This is a genomic window from Nonomuraea mangrovi (assembly GCF_042681425.1).
GTDB lineage: Bacteria > Actinomycetota > Actinomycetes > Streptosporangiales > Streptosporangiaceae > Nonomuraea > Nonomuraea mangrovi.
Map to the genome: position 1 here is coordinate 48,300 of NZ_JBHUFV010000015.1, position 16,705 is coordinate 65,004.

Here is a 16,705-nt window from a genome sequence, read left to right on the forward strand (position 1 = left end):
AGGTGGGGTGCAGCCTCCGGATCCGGTGGATGCTGGGTGAAAACGGCGAAGTGGGGTGCGGCGGTGCTCACGGTCAGGCGATTCGCGTACGCGGGGGCCTTCCTCCTGTTAGGTGTGGCGGGATGCTCGGCCTCGGCGGATACGGCCACGCCGTCAGGCACTGCGACCACGACCGCCACCTCCACAGCCACCGCGACCGCGACGGCGACCACCACCCGGCAGAACATCGACGTGCGGCTCAACCCCGACAGGGTGACGGCCGGTGACACCTCCACGGTGTGGATCCTGGCCAACTGCCCCGTGCCGAACGACGGCCCCGAGCACAGCGGCACCGCCACGTCCAAGGCGTTCCTGGCCTCGGTCACGCTCGACCCCGTGCCGCCGCCCACGCCTACCGCGACGCCCAGCGGCACCGCCACTCCCGCTCCCGTGCCGTGGGTGCGCGGCGACGCCCAGATCTCCGGCACGGTCAAGCGCGGCAGCTACCCCGTGAACGTCAAGTGCGACGGCACCAACGACACCGGCAAGGCCACGCTGCGGGTGGTCGCCGCGGGTCCGACCGCCGAGCCGACGTCGACGAAGACCGTCGTGCCCACCAAGGCTCCCGGCGCGGGCGGCGGCGGTACCTTCGCCAAGGACGCCGCGGACGAGTCGGGCATCCCGCTCGGGCCCGCAGGGGTACTGCTCGGCCTGGCACTGGCCGGAGGCGTCGGTCTGGCGCTGCGGCGTCGCCGCGGCTGACGCATGGCCCGCTTTTCCCGGGTGGTCCTCGCGGGGGCCGCCACCGGCCTCGTGCTGGTCGCCTTCGGCAGGACCCTGCAGGTACGGCAGGAGGAGGCCACACCTTCGTCCGTCGTGCCCGAGAGCATCGAGGTTCCCGCCATCGACCTCGAAGCGCCGTTGATGAAGCTCGGGCTGACCAAGGGCGGCGAGGTGGAGCTGCCGCCGTACGAGAAGCCGAAGGTCGCGGGTTGGTTCAAGCACAGCGCGGTGCCCGGCGAGCGCGGTGCGTCGGTGATCATCGGGCACGTCGACACGAAGACGGCGCCCGCGGTGTTCTACAAGCTCAGGCAGCTGCGCAAGGGGCAGATCGTCAAGGTGTCCCGCAGCGACGGGAAGGTCGCCGAGTACAAGGTCGACTCGGTCGAGCAGGTCGACAAGGAGCGCTTCCCCGCCGAACGGGTCTACACCGAGGCGGGGCTGCGGCTCGTGACGTGCGGCGGGAACTTCGACTACGCCAGGCACGAGTACGAGGACAACATCATCGTCTACGCCTCGCCGGTAAAGCTCGCCTGAGGGATATCCGCTTGCGGGCGTGTGGATGATGGGGACATGAGCGACGAGTCGAACCCGCCCGCCTCGGGGGTGCGCCTGCCGTGGGAGCAGGTTCCGGCCGAGCTGCGCGGGCAGGTCGCGGAGTTCCTCGGCGGGCGCGTGGTCGAGGCGGTCACCCAGACGGGCGGCTTCTCGCCCGCGGCGGCCGTACGGCTGAAGCTGGACGACGGCAGGCGCGCCTTCGTCAAGGCCTGCGGTTCCTCCCCGAACCCCACCTCGATCGAGATCTACCGGGCGGAGGCCAGGATCGCGGCCGCGCTGCCCGGCCAGGTGCCCGCGCCGAGGCTGCTGACCTCGTTCGACACCGGCGACTGGGTGGTGCTGGTCTTCGAGGACGTGGAGGGGAGCCACCCCGCGATGCCGTGGCGCGACGGTGAGCTGCGGCGCGTGCTCGACGCGGTCGGCGAGCTGTCGGCCGCGCTCACTCCGTCGCCGATCGAGGCGCGGACCTTCGCCGACGTCCACGAGCAGAGTTTCACCGGCTGGCGGACGCTCATCCAGGAGGACACCACGGGCCTGGACCCGTGGGCGCTGCGCAACCTGGAGGCCCTGGCCGCGATGGAGGAGGGCTGGGCGGCGGCGGCCGAGGGCGACTCGCTCGTGCACGCCGACCTCAGGGCCGACAACCTGCTGCTCACCGAAGACCGGGTCTACGTCGTGGACTGGCCGTGGGCCTCCGTCGGCGCCCCGTGGATCGATCTGGTGTGCATGCTGCCGTCGGTGCGCATGCAGGGCGGGCCGCCACCGCAGGACCTCTTCGACGACGGCGACCCCGCCGTGACCGTGTTGCTCGCCGCGCTGGCGGGCTACTTCGTACGGCACGGCCGCCTGCCGGACCCGCCGGGTCTGCCGACGGTCAGGGCCTTCCAGCGGGCCCAGGGCGTCGAGGCGCTCGCGTGGCTGCGGCACAGGACAGGCTGGGACTGACGCTTTCCGTACCACGGGCTGGTCCGAGCCCGCCCGTGCGTCGGGCAGCACCGCCGGGGACGCACTAGGCTAAATATTCGTGCTGGTCCTGGCCTTTGATACCGCGACCCCCGCCGTCACAGCAGCGCTGCACGACGGCGCGAGGGTGCTCGCCGAATCCACCGTGGTCGACGCCCGTCGCCACGGTGAGCTGCTCGTTCCCACGATCGAGAAGGTGCTGGACGAGGCGGGCGCCTCGCTCCGGGACGTCACCGCGATCGTCGCCGGCTCGGGCCCCGGCCCCTACACGGGGCTGAGAGTGGGCCTGATGACCGCGCAGGCGCTGTCCACCGCGGTCGGCGCGCCCGCGTACGGCATCTGCAGCCTCGACGCCGTGGCCTACGGCAGCGGGCTTGCGACCGAGTTCCTGGCGGCCACCGACGCGCGGCGCAAGGAGGTCTTCTGGGCCCGCTACGCCGACGCGCGCACCCGCCTGGAGGGGCCGTTCGTCGACAAGCCCGCGGACGTGCCGCGCACCGGCGCGCTCCCGGTCGTGGGGGCGGGCGCCGCGCTCTATCCTGCCGTCCTCGGCGAGTCCGACGCGCCGCCGTACCCCTACGGCGGGTTCATGGCCGCGCTGGCGGCCGAGCGGCTGGCGGCCGGCCTGCCCATGGAGGAACCGCGGCCGATCTACCTGCGCAGGCCCGACGCGGTGATCCCGAAGCCGCCGAAAAAGGTGACGGCGTGAAGCTCAGGCGGATGACCGAGGCGGACCTGCCCGCGGTCATGGCGCTGGAGCGGGCGACGTTCCCCCTCGACGCGTGGAGCGAGGGCATGATGCGCGGCGAGCTGGCCGACCAGCCGCGCACCAGGCATTACGTCGTCGCCGTCGACGACGACGACCTGATCATCGGCTACGCGGGTCTGGCCGTCGCCGCCGACCAGGCCGACGTGCAGACCATCGCGGTGCTGACCGAACGGCAGCGCGAGGGCGTCGGCAGCGCCATGCTGACCGAGCTGCTCGACGAGGCGCGGCGGCGAGCGGCCCAGGAGATCTTCCTCGAGGTGCGCGCCGACAACCCGCGAGCCAGGTCGGTCTACGAACGGTTCGGATTCGAGGAGATCGGGGTGCGCCGCCGGTACTACGACGACGGCACCGACGCGATCATGATGAAGAGGAAGCTGGATGGCTGACGAACCCCTGGTCCTTGGCATCGAGACCTCCTGCGACGAGACCGGCATCGGCATCGTCAGGGGGCACACGCTGCTGGCCAACACCATCGCCTCCAGCATGGAAGAGCACGCCCGCTTCGGCGGCGTGGTGCCGGAGGTCGCCTCGAGGGCGCACCTGGAGGCGATGACGCCGACCATCGAGTCGGCGCTGGCGACGGCGGGCGTGAAGCTCACCGACATCGACGCCATCGCCGTCACCGCCGGTCCGGGCCTGGCGGGCGCGCTGCTGGTCGGCGTCGCCGCGGCCAAGGCCTACTCGCTCGGCCTCGGAGTGCCGCTCTACGGCGTCAACCACCTGGCCGCCCACGTCGCCGTCGACCAGCTCGAGCACGGGCCGCTGCCCAAGCCGTGCATCGCGCTCCTGGTCTCGGGCGGGCACTCCTCGCTGCTGCTGGTACCCGACGTGTCAGAGGACGTCATCTCGCTCGGCTCCACCGTCGACGACGCCGCCGGTGAGGCGTTCGACAAGGTGGCCCGCGTGCTGGGGCTGCCGTTCCCCGGCGGGCCGCACATCGACAAGGCGGCCGTCCAGGGTTCGGGCACGGCGGTCGCCTTCCCGCGCGGGAAGATCGACGACGGCACGTTCGACTTCTCCTTCTCGGGGCTCAAGACCGCGGTCGCGCGCTGGGTGGAGGCCCGCGAGGCCTCGGGCCAGTCGATCCACGTGCCCGACGTCGCGGCCTCCTTCCAGGAGGCGGTCGTCGACGTGCTGACGCGCAAGGCGCTCCAGGCCTGCAAGAAGTACGGCGTGCACGACCTGCTCATCGGTGGCGGCGTCGCGGCCAACTCGCGGCTGCGCGCGCTGGCGCAGGAGCGGTGCGACAAGGCCGGGGTACGGCTGCGCGTGCCGCGTCCCGGGCTGTGCACGGACAACGGGGCGATGGTGGCGACGCTGGGCTCCGACCTGGTGGCGGCGGGAATAGCGCCGTCGTCCCTGGAGATCCCCGCCGACTCGTCGCTCCCGATCACGACGGTGCACGTGTAGGGGAGCGGCTGGGGTCGGCCATCGGCTCCGGGATCCCGCCCGATTCGGCCGGCGGTCGATGTCGGGTCCGCCAAGAACCTGCGCGATCAGGTCAAACCCAGATCGCGCAGGCGACGCCGTCGGTGAAGGTCTGCGGCGGGCAAGGCATGCAGCCGGCTTGACCGGTGACGACGCGTCTCGCTGTCCAGGCGGCGACGGCCGCGTCGAGGACGTCGTCGACGCCCGCCATCGCGCCGGCGGCGCCTAGGTCTCGGGGAACCACGATGCCGGCGCCTTCGAGGAGAGCGCGTCGGCGCTCCACGCCTGCCCAGGTGGTCTTGCGGACCGGCAGAGGAGCGCCTGCCAACCGGGCGAAGCACACCTCGGGATGGACCTCGACGACACGCTGACCCGTCTGGCGGACCCACCGGTCGACCTGCAGGAGTTTCTCCCGCAGAGCGAACGCCTGCCGGGAGATTCCTTCACCGGCCAGCTCCTGGTTGATCGCGACCGCTGTCACGTAGTCCTCGGCCTCCAGTGCGGCCCGAGTCGGCGTCATGAACACCGAGGGCCAGCGTGCGCCCGCTGCCCGCCGAGCCAGGACGTCGGCCTCCCTCCGCCCGCGATCGGGCAGGCCGATCGGGATGTCGATGGCCACGACCTCAAGCTCACCGTCCATGGCCGCGAGGGAGACCAGCTCGACGATCTGGGCCGCGGAGTACGCGCGCACGGGCTCCTCGCCGACGGCGATGCCTATCCAGCCTTGCCTGCATCCGTCGACGCCGAGCACTCGCCTGTGGTCCATGACGTCATAGTCCACCGATTCGGAGTCGCGGTACGGAGATCCGTACGACACGCCGAGCGGCGAGGTCACGGGCGAGCCGCTCGCTGGCGGGAATGCCGCCATAGGCGCCGGCCGGAGGAGCGCGACCGGCCCTGCCGCGGAGAACACAGGAGGATCATCCTGTGCGGCGGCCTCCGGGATGACGGCGCGAACGAAAGCCCTGCGGCGGACCGCTCGGGGAGGCCGGCGAACTGCCGGCGCGGCCTCCCCGAGCGTGCGGGCCTAGGGACGATACGACCTGGTCATACGGACCCGAGGGGCCGCGGTTCAGCTGCCCCAGGCCTCGAACTCGTAGACGCGGGCGGCCGGGTCGGCGTTCTGGGTGGGCTTGGTGATCGTCAACCTGGCGTAGCGGGCCGTGGCCGTGACGGGGTGCGTGGTCGTGGCGGCGGTGTTGCCGGTGACGGTCACCGCCGTGGTCCACGCGTCGGACGCCGCGGCGCGCACCTGGATCGTGAAGTCACGGGTGTTCCAGCTGGGTGACTCCCCGCCCGCCTGGGCGTGCTTGACGACGAACCGGGTGAGCGTCTTGACGGAGCCGAGGTCGACCTCCAGCCACTTGGTGGCCGCCAGAGCGCACCACTTGTCGGTGTTCCCGCCGTTCACGGTGCCGTTGACGGCCTTGGCCGGGCCCTCGTTCGCGTTGCACTGGCTGGAGGACGTGGCGGGCCGGTTGAGGGCGAGGTTGGTGTCGGTCGGCGGGGTGTCGGACCAGGAGATCGTGGTCGTGGCGGCGGCCGAGCGGCCGTACTCGGCGCCGACCGCCTCCACCTCGATCGTCGTGGCGGACTCGGTGCCGCTCCGGTCGAGCCGCGGCACGAAGTAGGCGTCGTTCGGGGTGGCGCCCAGGTAGGCGCGGGTGCCGTCGGGGTTGCGGCGGTAGACGTCGTAGTGGTGGGCCTGTCCCGCGCCCGTCCAGGACAGGCGGAGCGACTTGCGGGTGGCCGACACGTCGGTGACGCCGAGCACGGTCATCCCCGTCGGGGCGGCGACGCTGTCGACCGCGCCGTCGTAGACGGCCAGCTGGCCCACCCTGATGTCGTAGGAGTCGGCGGTGCCGGCGGCCTGCAGGCCGAGCTGCGCGATCGTCCTGCCCGCGTAGGCGGACAGGTCGAGGGTCCTGCGCTCCCAGCCGGTGCCGCCGGTCGCGCCGAGGTCGATCGTGGTGAAGCTGGTCGGCGAGTCGGTGAACGCGACAGCGGCCTTCAGGTTGGTGGCGCCCGCGGCGGGGGTCTTGACCACGACGGAGAGCTTGGTGTCGGCGGCCACCGGCAGGCGGGTCTGGTAGAGCCGCACCGTGTTGGCCGCGTCGAGGCGTCCGGTGAGGCGGAGCGACGAACCGCCCTCGTAGGCGTCGCCGTAGTCGATGGAGGGGGTCAGCTTGCTGCCGGTGGACGACACGATCCACTGGTAGGTGGGCGGCACGTCCTGGACCGACAGGTTGTTCCAGCCGCCGTCGCGCACGCGGGTGCCGCCGACGTTGTAGAAGTCGCCGTGCCCGGTGTTGAAGCCGGTCACGAACGGCTTCGCGGTGACCGGGGTCGACTCCGCGATGTAGGTGGCCAGGCCCTTCCACGCCGAGGACGTCGAGGTGTTGGACGGGTCGGCGTTGGCGCCCACCCAGAAGCGCGAGTCCTTGGCGCGGAAGTCGGCGGGCCCCGTCGAGGACTTCCACGTCCATTCGGGGCGGTAGATGCCCAGCGAGGTGACGTGCGGCTGCCCTGCGGGGAAGACCGCGTCCCACGGCACTCCGGTGTTGTAGCCGTTGGCCTCGGTGTCGATGCCGGAGTACAGCTCGTGCTCGTCACGGCCGAGTGATCGGGCCAGGTCGCGTGAGGAGTTCAGCTTGGCCGAGGTCCAGCCGAAGTCGAGGAACATCGAGTCGGACACCCTGGCGGGATCGGACAGGAAGGCGTCGTTGGCGGTGGTGAGCGCGTCCTGCCAGGACACCGAGCCGCTCTCGGTCATGGCGTCGTACCACATGAACTCGACCGGGCCCTTGGCCCTGGCGTACTTCATCAGGGACCGCAGCTCCGTCGCCAGGGCGGCGTCACCGCCGGCGGTCTCCTGGTTGATGAACCAGCCGTCGAAGCCGTAGTGCTGGGCGACCTGGACGAGCTTGTCGGCGACCGGGTAGGTGGATCCGGACTTCGTGACGAAGTCGCGCACCCACTGGATCTGGCCGCCGTACGCGGTGGGCGGGAAGAAGACGGTGCCGTAGACCTTGACGCCGTTGCGGTGGGCGGCGTCGATCACGGTGGCGTTGGGGGCGAGGATGAGGCCCTCGCCGGCCGAGCCGCCCCAGAACACCAGGGTGTCGACGTACTGCCAGTGGGTGAAGGCGTAGTAGTTGGGGTCGAGCGCGCCCTGGGAGGGGTTGCCCGAGGTGGGGGCGAACGACACCAGCGAGGCGACGCGGCCTTCGCCGGCGCGGGCGTTCGCGTTCGCCTTCAGCGCCGGGTCGGAGACGCGGGGGCGCAGCGGCACGCGGGAGCGGTTGAACCGGGCGTCGGGGTCGGTCGCCGGGTTCCAGTCGAGGATGGTGTTCGGATGCCAGTAGGAGGCGTACGGCTGGTCGCCGCTTCCGGCGGCGGCCCGCCTGCGCGCGGGCGGCGCGGGGTCCGCGGGCGCGGACTCGCCGGGTGCGGGGCGGACCGTGGAGTCGGCCGAGGGCGATACGGCCGGCGAGGGGTCGGCTTGTGCGGGATGCGTGACCAGGGCGGTCGCGGCGAGGACCCCGCACAGCAGGGGTAATAACGTCCGTCGCATCTGATCTCCTTCTCTCAGGCCTGGGCCAGGACGGTGTTGATCCCCCGAGCTGTGAGATAGCCGGTGTCGGCGGCGCGGTCGGCGGTGACGATGGCCAGCGGTCCCGACCGGCGCAGCCGTACCCACTCGGTGTGGAAGGCGCTGCCGGGCGCGACCTCGGCTCTGCGCTCGGGCGCGGACCGCAGGTCCACGTCGCACACCAGCGCCGGCCTGTCCGCGGCGGTACGGCGCCGCTCCTTGATGACGGCCGCCAGCTCCAGGGCCGCGGGCTTGGGCCGGTGGTCGACGGTGAACAGCCCGAGGTCGTACTCGCGGTCGGGGAAGTCGGCCAGCGCGCGGTCGAGGTCGTGGGAGCACCACCAGGTGACGCCCCACAGCGCGGGGTTCGCGGTGACCGCGTCGAGCATCCCGCGGACGAACGCGGAGGCGTGGCCCTCGGGGATGTCGGGCCTGGGCGCGCCGACCTCCTGCAGCCACACAGGACGGGCCGGGTCGAGCGAGGTGGCGGCGGCGAGTTCGACCAGGTAGTCGGCGTGGGTGACGGTGGCGGGGCCGAGCGGGCCGTCGATGGCGGAGACGCCGTTGAACACCCACGAGTGGACCGTCGTCACGTCGCCCAGGTCCACGTTGTCGGCGGGGTGGAACGGGTGGTCGGGGTCGTACCACGTGGCGTCGTACAGCGAGTGCAGGGTCAGCAGGTGCGGCGCGGCCGCGCGGACGGCGTCGATCAGCTCGGCGGCCCAGCGGGCGGACGCCTCCGGCGTGGTCGGGTTGGCGGGGTAGAGGTTGTTGACCTCGTTGCCGAGCGTCACGGCGAACACGTTGTCGCGGCTCGCCACGGCCCGGGTGAGCCGGTCGGCGTAGGCCGCGATGCCGTCGCGGACGGCCGGGTCGGTGAAGAGGCTGCGCTCGTGCCAGGTGAGCACCCAGGACGGCAGGAAGTCGAAGCTGGACAGGTGCCCTTGGAGCAGGTCCACGGCCACGGACAGCTCGAACTCGGCGGCGACGTCGATCAGCTCGAGCAGGTCGTCGATGCCGCGCTGCCTGATCAGCGTGCGGTTGGGCTGGATCCACGGCCAGATCGGGAACACGCGGACGTGGTCGAGCCCGATCCCTGCGAGGTCCTCGAAGTCGCGGCGGGCGGCGTCCGGCGAGGGGTCCAGCCAGCTGTAGAACCAGCCTGCCGAAGGCACGTAGTTGGCGCCGAAACGGATGGGGTGGGGCACGGGCACGCGTCCTCCGAGCGGTGAGTCGATCTCACCGGACCCTAAACCGCTTTAGTCACCCGTGCCAAGCCCCGGGCGCCGCCGTGCTCCGCCTGACGACCAGGCGCGGGGTGGCGGTCTTGAGGTCCTGTCTCGCCTCGGGGGCGGCGATCAACGCCAGCATGGCCTCGGCCACCTGGCCGCCCAGCGCGAAGGTGTCGCGCGAGAGCGCGGTGATGGCGGGGTGCGCGATCCGGGTGAGCACCGAGTCGTCGAAGGCCACGATCGACAGCTCGTCCGGCACCCGTACGCCCATCTCGCCCGCCACGCCCAGGCCCGCGAGGGCCATCACGTCGCTGTCGTAGATGATGGCGGTCGGCCTGCTGCCGCGGGACAGCAGCGCCCTGGTCGCCGCCGCGCCCTCCGAGTCGCTGAAGTCGGTCGCCAGCGACACCGCGTCGACCAGTTCGAGCCGCCGGGTGGAGTCGCGCAGCGCCCGCATACGGCGCTGGGTGTGCCGGAACGCCGGCAGCCCCGCGACGTGTGCGACGCGCCGGTGGCCGAGCGCCGCGAGGTACTCGACGACCGACAGCATCGCCTCCCTGTCGTCGGCCCAGACGCTGGACAGGGAGCCGTGCCGTCCTGGGCCGCCCAGCACCACGGTGGGCACGCCGAGTTCCTCGAGCACCTCGATCCTGGGGTCGCTCACCTTGAGGTCGACCACGATGAACCCGTCGACCCTGTGCGCGGAGGCCCAGTCGCGATAGACCTCGATCTCGGCCGCCACGTCCTCGACGATCAGCAGGTGCATCGCCACCGACTGCGCCGACAGTCCGGCCTGCAGGCCGGACAGGAGCTGGGCGAAGAACGGCTCCACGCCCAGCGTGCTGGCGGGCCTGGCGATCACCAGGCCGACCGCCTCCGCCCTGGCGCCGCCCAGGGCCCTGGCGGCGCTGTGCGGACGCCAGTTCATCTCCTTGGCCACCTGGAGGATGCGGGCCCGCGTCGCCTCGCCGACCCCTGGACGCCCGTTGAGCGCGAACGACACCGCGCCCTTGGACACCCCGACCCGCTCGGCGATGTCGGCGATGGTCGGTCGGCCCACGACTGTCTCCTTCACGAGTTCATCTCATCTATTGACACGGAAGTCTAGCCGGGGGGATAGTCCCGCAACTAGAGCGGTTTAGTGCCCGAAGGAGAGCGTCATGCGAAGGTACTGGGCAGGGCTGGCCGTGGTGGCCACGATGGTAGCCGGGGGCTGCGGGCTGGGCGAGCAGGAGCCTCAGGCGGCGGCGCCGAGCGCGAACGCCACCGGAGAGGTGAAGGGCAAGGTCAGCCTGCAGACGTGGGCGCTGAAGCCCAAGTTCACCGACTACGTGCAGGGCGTCATCGACGCCTTCGAGAAGAAGTACCCGGGCGTCGAGGTCGAGTGGCTCGACCAGCCGGGCGACGGCTACTCCGACAAGGTGCTGAGCCAGGCCGCCGGCGGCACCCTGCCCGACGTGACCAACCTGCCGCCGGACTTCGCGCTCCCGCTGGTGAAGCAGGGCCTGCTGCTCGACGTCTCCCAGGCCGACCAGAAGCTGTCCGACGAGTACGTCGCCGGAGGCATCGCCGCCTACTCCTACGCCGGATTCCAGGGCGTCTACGGCTACCCGTGGTACCTCAACACGGACGTCAACTACTGGAACTCCGAGCTGATGACCAAGTACGGCCTGGACGCGAAGAAGCCGCCGGCCACCTTCGACGAACTCGTCGCCCAGGCCAGGACCGTCAAGGAGAAGTCCGGCGGCAAGGTCTACCTGATGAGCCGCAGGCCCGAGCTGGGCGACCTGGCCAACGCCGGAGTGAAGCTCATGGCCGACGACGGCAAGAGCTTCACCTTCAACACCCCGGAGGCCGCCGCGCTGCTCGACAAGTACCGCGACGCGTTCAAGGAGGGCCTGCTGCCGCGCGACGTGCTGACCGACACCTACGCGGGCAACGCCAAGCTCTTCAACGAGAAGACGGCGGCCTGGACGACGGCCGGCGGCAACTACATCACCAGCCTGGCCACCGACAACCCGTCGCTGGCGCCCAAGGTGGTGCCGTCGACCGCGATGGGTACGCCGCCGCTGTACGTGCAGGGGCTGTCGGTGTCCAAGCAGACCAAGAACGCGCCCGCGGCCATCGCCCTTGCCCGCTGGGTGACCAGCCCGGAGAACCAGGCCGCCTTCGCCCACCTGGTGAGCATCTTCCCGAGCACCAAGGCCTCGGCGAACGACCCGTTCTTCAGCAAGAGCGACGGCACCAACGCCGGCGACGCCAAGGTCATCGCGTTCGCCTCGCTGGCGCAGGCCAAGATGCTCCAGCCGGTCGAGGTCACCGAGGCGATGAGCAAGTTCATCAGGCAGCAGTTCGCGCTCGCGATCAGCGGTGAGATCTCCTCCAAGGAGGCCCTCGACGCGGCCGCCGCCAAATGCGACGAGCTCCTCAAGAACTGATGACCCATCGACGCTGGTTCACTCCTTGGCTGCTGGTGGCGCCCGCCGCGGTCTGGCTGTTCGTGTTCAACGTCTGGCCATCGATCAACACGGTGGTCCTGGCGTTCACCAACGCCAAACCGCTGGGCGGCGGGCGCTTCACCGGCCTGGACAACTTCGCGCGGGTGCTGGACGACGACCAGCTGGCCGACGCGCTGCTCAACAGCGTCGTGTTCATGCTGGTCTGCCTGCCGTTGCTCACCATGCTGCCGCTGCTGATCGCGGTCCTGGTGGAGAAGAAGCTGCCGGGCATCATGTTCTTCCGGACCGCCTTCTACACTCCCGTGGTCGCCTCCGCCGTGGTGGTCGCGCTGATCTGGGGCTGGGTGCTGGACGACAGAGGCCTGGTGAACGGCTTCGCGCAGTGGCTCGGCGTCGTCACCGAGCCGGTCCCGTTCCTGACCGACCGCTGGCTCCTGCTGTTCAGCGCGATCAGCCTGACCGTCTGGAAGGGCCTCGGCTACTACATGATCATCTACCTTTCGGCTCTCGGGAACGTCAGGCGGGAGCTCCACGAGGCCGCCGCTGTCGACGGTGCGGGGGCGGCACGCCGGTTCTGGAGCGTGACCGTGCCCGGCGTGCGCAACACGATGCTCCTGGTCTCCGTGCTCGTCTCGGTCTCCGCGCTGCGAGTGTTCTCCGAGCTGTACGTGCTGTCCAACGGCACGGGCGGGCCCGGAGGGCGGGACATGTCGGTGGTGATGCTCATCCAGCTCTACAGCCGCGGCTTCACCGGCCACCTCGGCTACGCCTCGGCGCTCAGCATCGTCCTGCTCCTCATCACCATCGGCCCGATGCTTCTGCTCCTGCGGCTCAACAGGAAGGCGGCCTGAGGTGGCGGCACACGCCAGGCCAGGACGGCACAGCGGCTTCAACACGATCACCACCGGTGAGAAGGTCCTGCGTTACGCGCTGCTCCTGCTCGTGCTGGCCCTCACCGTCTCCCCGTTCCTGTGGCAGCTCTCCACCTCGCTGAAAAGCCTGGACGAGGACATCTACACCCAGACGCCGAGCTTCCTGCCCGAGCACCCCACGCTCGACAACTACGCCCAGGTCGCCGAGACCATCCCCGTCTGGTCCTATGCCGTCAACTCGCTCATCGTGGCCGCGATCGTGATCACGGGCAACGCCGTCGGCGCCACCATCGCCGGCTACGCCCTGGCCAAGCTCCGCTTCCGGGGCGCGAAACTGCTGCTGGGACTCTTCCTGGCCACGCTCGTGCTGCCAGGCGAGGTGACGATCATCTCCCAGTACGTCACCATCCGCAGCCTCGGCCTGGCCGACACCCTCCTCGGCGTGGCGCTGCCCGGCGCCATCGGCATGCTCAACGTGCTGCTGATGCGGACCGCCTTCCAGGCGATCCCGCCCGAGATGGACGAGGCCGCCATCATCGACGGCGCGACCGCCTGGGAACGGCTACGCCACATCGGCCTGCCCAACGTGCGCGGCATGCTCAGCGTCGTCATCATTTTCGCCTTCATCGGCGCCTGGGATGATTTCCTGTGGCCGCTCATCGTCCTGACCAACCCCGACAACTACACCCTCACCGTCGGCCTGCAGTACCTCAACGGCACGTTCAGCGCCAACCCCCGGCTCATCGCGGCCGGCACGATGATCTCCTTCGTGCCGATCGTGATCGTGTTCGCCTCGCTCCAGCGGTTCTTCTTCAGGGGCGTCGAGGAAGGCGCGATCAAGGGGTGACGGCTCACACCACCAGGGAGTTCCCCCATGCATGACGACCGCGAGCTGGTCGAAGCCCGCCTCAAGCGCGTCCTCGACGAGCGCATCCGCCCGGCCGTGTACCCGGAGTCGGTGCCGCTCGAGGTGGCGGTCTGGCACGCGCCCGGCGAGCCGGTCCCTGTCGCCGAGGGACTGTCGGCCGTACCCGAGCCCATCGCGGTCGGCGACCAGTGGGGCGCTCCGTGGGGCACCAGCTGGTTCACCGTCAGCGGCACGGTGCCGGCCGCGTGGGCGGGCAGGAACGTCGAGGCCATCCTCGATCTCGGATTCGACGAGAACATGCCCGGCTTCCAGTGCGAAGGTCTCGTCTACCGCCCTGACGGCACCCCCGTGAAGGGGCTCAACCCGCGTAACCAGTGGATCCGCGTGGGCGCGCCTGTCGAGGGCGGCGAAGAGGTGCGGCTGCACATCGAGGCGGCCTCCAACCCCGTCATCCTCGACTACCACCCCTTCCTGCCGACCACGCTCGGCGACAAGGAGACGGCGGGCACCGCGCCGCAGTACCGGCTGGCCCGCATGGACCTGGCCGTCTTCGACGAGACGGTGTGGCAGCTGGTGATCGACCTGGAGGTGCTCGGCGAGCTGATGCGGGAGCTGCCGGTCGACGGAGCCCGCCGCTGGGAGATCATGCGCGCCGTGGAGCGGGCGCTCGACGCGGTCGACCTGCAGGATGTGAACGGCACCGCGGCCGCCGCGCGCGAACGGCTCGCCGGTGTCCTGTCCACGCCCGCGCAGCCGTCCGCGCACCGGATCAGCGCCGTCGGTCACGCGCACATCGACTCCGCCTGGCTCTGGCCGCTGCGCGAGACGGTCCGCAAGGTGGCCCGCACGACGTCCAACATGACCGCGCTGCTGGAGGACGAGCCCGCCTTCGTCTTCGCCATGTCGCAGGCGCAGCAGTGGGCCTGGGTGAAGGAGCACAGGCCCGAGGTGTGGGCCAGGGTGACCAAGGCCGTGGCCACGGGGCGGTTCGTTCCCACGGGCGGCATGTGGGTGGAGTCCGACACCAACATGCCGGGTTCGGAGGCGATGGCCCGGCAGTTCGTGCACGGCAAGCGGTTCTTCCTGGACGAGTTCGGCATCGAGAACGACGAGGTGTGGCTGCCCGACACGTTCGGCTTCGCGGCAGGACTGCCCCAGATCATCAAGGCCGCGGGATCGAAGCGGCTGCTCACCCAGAAGATCTCGTGGAGCCAGACCAACAGGTTCCCGCACCACACCTTCCTCTGGGAGGGCATCGACGGCACCCGGATCTTCACCCACTTCCCGCCCGTCGACACCTACAACTGCTCGATGAAGGGCAGCGAGATCGCCCACGCGGCGCGCAACTTCAAGGACAAGGGCATCGCCCGGCACTCCCTCGCCCCCACCGGCTGGGGAGACGGAGGTGGCGGCACCACCCGCGAGATGGTCGCCAAGGCGGCCAGGATGCGCGACCTGGAAGGCTCGGCCACCGTCACGTGGGAGACGCCCGCCGAGTTCTTCGCCAAGGCCGAGGCCGAATACCCCAACCCGCCCGTCTGGGTCGGCGAGCTCTACCTCGAACTGCACCGCGCCACGCTCACCAGCCAGGCCAAGACCAAGCAGGGCAACCGGCGCAGCGAGTCGCTGCTGCGCGAGGCCGAACTGTGGGCCGCGACCGCCGCCGTCAGGACCGGACATCCCTACCCCCACGAGCGGCTCGACCGCATCTGGAAGACGGTGCTGCTCCACCAGTTCCACGACATCCTGCCCGGATCGTCGATCGCCTGGGTGCACCGCGAGGCGGAGAAGACCTACGCGGCCGTGGCCGACGAGCTCGGCGGCATCATCGACGCTGCCCAGCACGCCCTCGCCGGCGATCCCTCGGCAGGCACCACTCTCGTCTTCAACGCCGCCCCGCACGCCCGCCACGGTGTCCCGGCGGGCGGCGCCTCCGCCGCCCACACCGAGGACGCCGTCGTCCGCCGCCCCCGTGACGAGGGCGGATACGAGCTCGAGAACGGCCTGCTCCGCGTCGAGATCGACGGGCACGGCCTCGTCAGATCGGTGTACGACCTGACCGCCGGGCGGGAGGCGGTCGCGCCTGGCCAGGCGGCCAACCTGCTGCAGATCCACCCCGACTTCCCCAACATGTGGGACGCCTGGGACGTGGACGAGTTCTACCGCAACACGGGCACCGACCTGGTCGCCGCCGACGAGGTGGCACCCGGCGAGGAGCCGGGCTCGGTCCGCGTGGTCCGCTCGTTCGGCCGCTCGAAGGTCACCCAGGTGCTGAGCCTGCCACCGGGCGCCGGGCGGCTCGACATCAGAACCGAGGTCGACTGGCACGAGACCGAGAAGTTCCTCAAGCTGGCCTTCCCGCTGGACGTGCACGCCGAGCGCTACGCCTCGGAGAGCCAGTACGGCCACGCCTACCGGGCCACCCACACCAACACGAGCTGGGAGGCCGCCAAGTTCGAGGCGTGCAACCACCGCTTCGTGCACCTGGAGGAGCCCGGCTGGGGCGTGGCCTTGGTCAACGACTCCACCTACGGTCACGACGTGACCCGCACGGTTCGCGCCACCGACGCGGGGACCACCACCACGCTCAGGGCCTCCCTGCTCCGCGCCCCCCGCTTCCCCGACCCCGAGACCGACCAGGGCGTGCACCGCTTCCGTCACGCGCTCGTGCCGGGGGCGACGATCGGCGACGCGGTCCGCGAGGGCTATTTCATCAACCTGCCCGAGCGCGCCGTCCCCGGTGATGCCGAGGTCGCGCCACTGGTCACGATCGACAACGAGGCGGTGGTCGTGACGGCCGTCAAGCTGGCCGACGACGAGAGCGGAGACGTGATCGTGCGCTTCCACGAGGCACACGGCGGCAGGGCCAGGGCGACCCTGACGGCGGGCTTCCCGATCAGCGGCGTCGCGGCGACTGACCTGCTGGAGCGGCCCATCGCCGAACGTCGGCACGAGGGGGACGCGGTGTCCCTGTCGCTGCGGCCCTTCGAACTGGTCACCCTGCGGCTGAGCCGGCGACCGTAACGCGACGGGCCGCGGGGCCCTCGAACCCCGCGGCCCCTGGTCGACAGGACTCCCGGAAAGGTCCGCACGATCGCGACCCGGGTGTCCTGGGAGGTCCGCGCGAGCGCGGCCTGCGGTTCCTGGGATCATCGCGTTCCATCCCCGCCCGGTGGCCTGGTAGACCGGTGGCCTGGTAGGTCGG

Annotated in this window: 14 protein-coding genes; 10 read left to right on the forward strand and 4 right to left on the reverse strand. The window is 70.9% G+C overall.

The genetic code is table 11. The features are described from left to right. The first annotated feature begins 36 nt into the window (after positions 1 to 36). From ACFSKW_RS07755 to tsaD, 6 genes are all read left to right on the forward strand, one after another. A complete protein-coding gene (locus ACFSKW_RS07755) occupies positions 37 to 741 on the forward strand; it encodes a hypothetical protein (protein WP_379570631.1) in 705 nt (234 codons plus the stop codon). A gap of 3 nt (positions 742 to 744) precedes the next feature. Then, positions 745 to 1,296, forward strand: coding sequence for a class F sortase (locus ACFSKW_RS07760; protein WP_379570633.1), 552 nt, complete (start codon positions 745 to 747; stop codon positions 1,294 to 1,296). A gap of 36 nt (positions 1,297 to 1,332) precedes the next feature. Continuing rightward, positions 1,333 to 2,262, forward strand: coding sequence for an aminoglycoside phosphotransferase family protein (locus ACFSKW_RS07765; RefSeq protein WP_379570635.1), 930 nt, complete (start codon positions 1,333 to 1,335; stop codon positions 2,260 to 2,262). A 79-nt stretch (positions 2,263 to 2,341) separates the two neighbouring features. Next, complete coding sequence (tsaB, locus tag ACFSKW_RS07770; protein ID WP_379570637.1) at positions 2,342 to 2,989, forward strand: tRNA (adenosine(37)-N6)-threonylcarbamoyltransferase complex dimerization subunit type 1 TsaB; 648 nt, start codon at positions 2,342 to 2,344, stop codon at positions 2,987 to 2,989. An 11-nt stretch (positions 2,990 to 3,000) separates the two neighbouring features. Beyond that, complete coding sequence (gene rimI, locus ACFSKW_RS07775) at positions 3,001 to 3,435, forward strand: ribosomal protein S18-alanine N-acetyltransferase (protein WP_379571505.1); 435 nt, start codon at positions 3,001 to 3,003, stop codon at positions 3,433 to 3,435. Next, positions 3,428 to 4,459 carry a tRNA (adenosine(37)-N6)-threonylcarbamoyltransferase complex transferase subunit TsaD gene (gene tsaD / locus ACFSKW_RS07780; protein WP_379570639.1) on the forward strand — a complete coding sequence of 344 codons (1,032 nt, stop codon included), beginning with the start codon at positions 3,428 to 3,430 and terminating at the stop codon, positions 4,457 to 4,459. The genes rimI and tsaD overlap by 8 nt, the downstream gene beginning before the upstream one ends. 91 nt (positions 4,460 to 4,550) lie before the next feature. Here tsaD and ACFSKW_RS07785 read toward each other — a convergent pair whose 3' ends face one another. The 4 genes from ACFSKW_RS07785 to ACFSKW_RS07800 form a co-directional block, all read right to left on the reverse strand. After that, complete coding sequence (locus ACFSKW_RS07785) at positions 4,551 to 5,243, reverse strand: DUF429 domain-containing protein (RefSeq protein ID WP_379570641.1); 693 nt, start codon at positions 5,241 to 5,243, stop codon at positions 4,551 to 4,553. A gap of 306 nt (positions 5,244 to 5,549) precedes the next feature. Continuing rightward, positions 5,550 to 8,051: an endo-beta-N-acetylglucosaminidase gene (locus ACFSKW_RS07790; RefSeq protein ID WP_379570643.1), complete on the reverse strand. Its 2,502-nt coding sequence runs from the start codon at positions 8,049 to 8,051 to the stop codon at positions 5,550 to 5,552. Positions 8,052 to 8,065: 14 nt separating this feature from the next. After that, positions 8,066 to 9,277 carry a glycoside hydrolase 5 family protein gene (locus ACFSKW_RS07795; RefSeq protein ID WP_379570645.1) on the reverse strand — a complete coding sequence of 404 codons (1,212 nt, stop codon included), beginning with the start codon at positions 9,275 to 9,277 and terminating at the stop codon, positions 8,066 to 8,068. Between the two features lie 55 nt (positions 9,278 to 9,332). Beyond that, positions 9,333 to 10,361, reverse strand: coding sequence for a LacI family DNA-binding transcriptional regulator (locus ACFSKW_RS07800; RefSeq protein WP_379570647.1), 1,029 nt, complete (start codon positions 10,359 to 10,361; stop codon positions 9,333 to 9,335). Positions 10,362 to 10,461: 100 nt separating this feature from the next. On the opposite strand from ACFSKW_RS07800, the gene ACFSKW_RS07805 reads away from it, so the two are divergent. The 4 genes from ACFSKW_RS07805 to ACFSKW_RS07820 are packed head-to-tail and all read left to right on the forward strand — an operon-like array spanning position 10,462 to position 16,524. Beyond that, positions 10,462 to 11,739, forward strand: coding sequence for an ABC transporter substrate-binding protein (locus tag ACFSKW_RS07805; RefSeq protein WP_379570649.1), 1,278 nt, complete (start codon positions 10,462 to 10,464; stop codon positions 11,737 to 11,739). Continuing rightward, on the forward strand, positions 11,739 to 12,611 hold the full coding sequence (locus ACFSKW_RS07810; protein WP_379570651.1) for a carbohydrate ABC transporter permease: 873 nt from the start codon (positions 11,739 to 11,741) through the stop codon (positions 12,609 to 12,611). The genes ACFSKW_RS07805 and ACFSKW_RS07810 overlap by 1 nt, the downstream gene beginning before the upstream one ends. 1 nt (position 12,612) lies before the next feature. Further along, positions 12,613 to 13,479, forward strand: coding sequence for a carbohydrate ABC transporter permease (locus ACFSKW_RS07815; RefSeq protein ID WP_379570653.1), 867 nt, complete (start codon positions 12,613 to 12,615; stop codon positions 13,477 to 13,479). Between the two features lie 27 nt (positions 13,480 to 13,506). Then, positions 13,507 to 16,524 carry an alpha-mannosidase gene (locus ACFSKW_RS07820; RefSeq protein WP_379570655.1) on the forward strand — a complete coding sequence of 1,006 codons (3,018 nt, stop codon included), beginning with the start codon at positions 13,507 to 13,509 and terminating at the stop codon, positions 16,522 to 16,524. The last annotated feature ends 181 nt before the right edge of the window (positions 16,525 to 16,705 follow it).

Coding starts and splice junctions, on each gene's coding strand:
- ACFSKW_RS07760 (WP_379570633.1), top strand. CDS start 745: ATGGCCCGCTTTTCCCGGGTGGTCCTCGCGGGGGCCGCCACCGGCCTC.
- ACFSKW_RS07765 (WP_379570635.1), top strand. CDS start 1,333: ATGAGCGACGAGTCGAACCCGCCCGCCTCGGGGGTGCGCCTGCCGTGG.
- rimI (WP_379571505.1), top strand. CDS start 3,001: ATGACCGAGGCGGACCTGCCCGCGGTCATGGCGCTGGAGCGGGCGACG.
- tsaD (WP_379570639.1), top strand. CDS start 3,428: ATGGCTGACGAACCCCTGGTCCTTGGCATCGAGACCTCCTGCGACGAG.
- ACFSKW_RS07785 (WP_379570641.1), bottom strand. CDS start 5,243: ATGGACCACAGGCGAGTGCTCGGCGTCGACGGATGCAGGCAAGGCTGG.
- ACFSKW_RS07790 (WP_379570643.1), bottom strand. CDS start 8,051: ATGCGACGGACGTTATTACCCCTGCTGTGCGGGGTCCTCGCCGCGACC.
- ACFSKW_RS07805 (WP_379570649.1), top strand. CDS start 10,462: ATGCGAAGGTACTGGGCAGGGCTGGCCGTGGTGGCCACGATGGTAGCC.
- ACFSKW_RS07810 (WP_379570651.1), top strand. CDS start 11,739: ATGACCCATCGACGCTGGTTCACTCCTTGGCTGCTGGTGGCGCCCGCC.
- ACFSKW_RS07820 (WP_379570655.1), top strand. CDS start 13,507: ATGCATGACGACCGCGAGCTGGTCGAAGCCCGCCTCAAGCGCGTCCTC.